The organism is Novosphingobium indicum, from assembly GCF_014645195.1.
Classification (GTDB): Bacteria; Pseudomonadota; Alphaproteobacteria; order Sphingomonadales; family Sphingomonadaceae; genus Novosphingobium; species Novosphingobium indicum.
Map to the genome: position 1 here is coordinate 1 of NZ_BMLK01000079.1, position 2,246 is coordinate 2,246.

The following is a 2,246-nucleotide window of genomic DNA, read 5'->3' on the forward strand; positions in this document are numbered from 1 at the left end:
TCCTGAGTCCAGTTACAGGCGCTTCATTGTCCACGGCGCCGTGTTTGCAAAAGGTACAATCGCCAAACGGTTTGTCGGGAGGGAAGGAAAGAAGGGTGCGAGGGCCCTTCGACAAGCTCAGGACACCTCGCCCTCCCCTTACTGTCGGCGCGGCGCCCGCAGCGACGTTGCGCGCCCGACCTCCCCAACCGCAAGCGGGAGGGGCAGCGAGACTTGGCGCGGCACGCGCCTAGTCGCAGCGGGGTGGGCTCCCTCAACCGACGTAGCGCGAGAAAGCCCACCCCCGGCCCCTCCCGCTTGCGGGAGGGGAGCTAAAGCCGCGCCCGGAACCAGTCGGCCAGCGCTTCTTCGGTCAGCTCTCCAGCCGCCAGCGCCATAACCATCTCGATAGCCTCTCTCGGTGTAAACGAGATGCTCTGCCCGTTCAGCCGAAGGAACAGGCGCGCGAAGACCCAGGCGGTGCGCTTGTTGCCGTCCGCAAAAGGGTGATTGCGGGCAATGCCATAGGCATAGGCCGCCGCAAGCACGCAGCAATCGTCCTCGCCATAAGTCCACTTGTTCACCGGCCGGGCCAGCGCGCTTTCGAGCGCCCCGGCATCGCGCAGCCCCGCTCCGCCGCCATGCTCGGCCAACTGCCGGTCGTGAATTGCCAGCGCCAGTTCGACTTCCAGCCAGACCGGCTCGATGCGCTCTGGAGCCCCCTCATCTTCATGGGAGGGGGGTGGGGGTGGGGCCTCGCCCGCCAAACCTACTTCGCCAGAACGCGCAGGATATCGCGATCTTCGCGCATGATCTCTTCGGCCACATCCATCTTGGCCGCAAAGTCAGGATCGGTCGCCGTCAGCCGCACCCCGTCCGGCGCCTCTGTGAGATGCAGCGTATCCCCCAGCCCGACGCGCAGCTTCGCGAGCACTTCCTTGGGCAGGACGACACCGGCGGAATTGCCGATCTTGGTGATTTTGAGAGGTGTGTTCATACCGACGTTATAACACACCCCTCCCCAACCGCAAGCGGGAGGGGCAGCGAGACTTGGCGCGGCACGCGCCTAGTCGCAGCGGGGTGGGCTCCCCAAGCAGACGTGGCGCGAGAAAGCCCACCCCCAACCCCTCCCGCTTGCGGGAGGGGAGAACCCGGCCATGAACGAAAGTTCACGCGGAACACGCCTCCATGCCGATACCGCTGCACTGCGGCGCTATGTTAAAGGCGTTAATCTGCTGACGAAGTGGCAGGAGATACACGATGGAACTGACTGACGCCCAGATCGAGGCGGCGAACGAGCAAGGCCGGATCGCGCAAGCGAGCGAGCCCCGCGCGGCATCGGCCCGTTACGATGCCAAGGCCGGACGGATCGTGGTCGATCTGACCAACGGCGCCACGTTCGCCTTCCCGCCGGCGCTCGTGCAGGGCCTGTGCGACGCCACCCCCGAACAGCTTGCCGAGATCGAGATATCGCCAAGCGGCTATGGCCTGCATTGGCCGCAACTCGACGAGGATTATTCCGTGCCCGGCCTCGTCAATGGCGTGTTCGGCACGGCGAAATGGATGGCCGCGAAAGCGGGCCGGACAACGTCTGCGGCAAAGGCGGCGGCGGCGCGAACGAATGGTGCCAAGGGCGGGCGGCCGAGGAAGACAGGATAAATCGGGGTTAGCGGCATGAAGACGGGCAATTCGAGACTAATGGCAATTTGGAGGCAGCGGGAAGTTGCCGTTATTTTGCGTCGGACGGGCAAGGGAGAAAAACTTCGCCTGAGGCTTCCCGGTGAATTAGAGTTTCGGATCGAGGATCAGCTCTGGCTCCGAAACTCACGCCCACATATTCCTCGTTGGCGGACCACAGAAAGCTATTGGGAAATTCCAAAAGCTTGGTTCAATGACTTTGTGAATAGAACATTAGATCGTTTTGGAAGCGTCTACATAATCCAGCCATACAAGGAGACAGAAGTCTGCGCACGTGCTTGTATGGAAGCTCAGGGGCACGAATGTGAATGTTCTTGTATGGGAGCAAACCACGGTTCTGGGATGCACGGCTCTTGGTTCGAAGTAAGCGACGCCTTTGCCATTAAATCAGGCATTCCAATGCTTGCTTGCCGCCTCCTCACGAAGAAATGAAAGGGCACAGGCTTCCGCCCATGCCCCTCCACCATCCTGCGGATGGTCCCCCTCCCCGAGGCAAGCTGGAGACCCGCAAAAACCGGGTTGGACAAGGCTTGGGAGCCTGACGACGGAGATGCCGATGCTGCCGGACG

The 2,246-nt window shown here is 62.3% G+C and carries 4 protein-coding genes; 2 read left to right on the forward strand and 2 right to left on the reverse strand.

From position 1 onward, the window contains the following. Positions 1-311: 311 nt before the first annotated feature. Together IEX64_RS24130 and IEX64_RS24135 are read right to left on the reverse strand one after the other, a co-directional pair. Positions 312-686 (reverse strand): type II toxin-antitoxin system death-on-curing family toxin, encoded by a 375-nt coding sequence (locus IEX64_RS24130; protein WP_188824012.1) that lies wholly within the window; start codon positions 684-686, stop codon positions 312-314. Between the two features lie 62 nt (positions 687-748). After that, positions 749-976, reverse strand: coding sequence for an AbrB/MazE/SpoVT family DNA-binding domain-containing protein (locus tag IEX64_RS24135; protein WP_188824006.1), 228 nt, complete (start codon positions 974-976; stop codon positions 749-751). 263 nt (positions 977-1,239) lie between these two features. Between IEX64_RS24135 and IEX64_RS24140 the strand changes: the two genes are divergently transcribed. Then, entirely contained in the window at positions 1,240-1,638 is a 399-nt protein-coding gene (locus IEX64_RS24140) for a DUF2442 domain-containing protein (protein ID WP_188824008.1), read from the forward strand. A 15-nt stretch (positions 1,639-1,653) separates the two neighbouring features. Beyond that, positions 1,654-2,109, forward strand: a complete 456-nt coding sequence (locus tag IEX64_RS24145) for a hypothetical protein (RefSeq protein WP_188824010.1) — start codon at positions 1,654-1,656, stop codon at positions 2,107-2,109. The last annotated feature ends 137 nt before the right edge of the window (positions 2,110-2,246 follow it).

Excerpts from the sequence above, each read along its gene's own strand:
- IEX64_RS24135 (WP_188824006.1), bottom strand. The coding sequence starts at position 976 with ATGAACACACCTCTCAAAATCACCAAGATCGGCAATTCCGCCGGTGTC.
- IEX64_RS24140 (WP_188824008.1), top strand. The coding sequence starts at position 1,240 with ATGGAACTGACTGACGCCCAGATCGAGGCGGCGAACGAGCAAGGCCGG.
- IEX64_RS24145 (WP_188824010.1), top strand. The coding sequence starts at position 1,654 with ATGAAGACGGGCAATTCGAGACTAATGGCAATTTGGAGGCAGCGGGAA.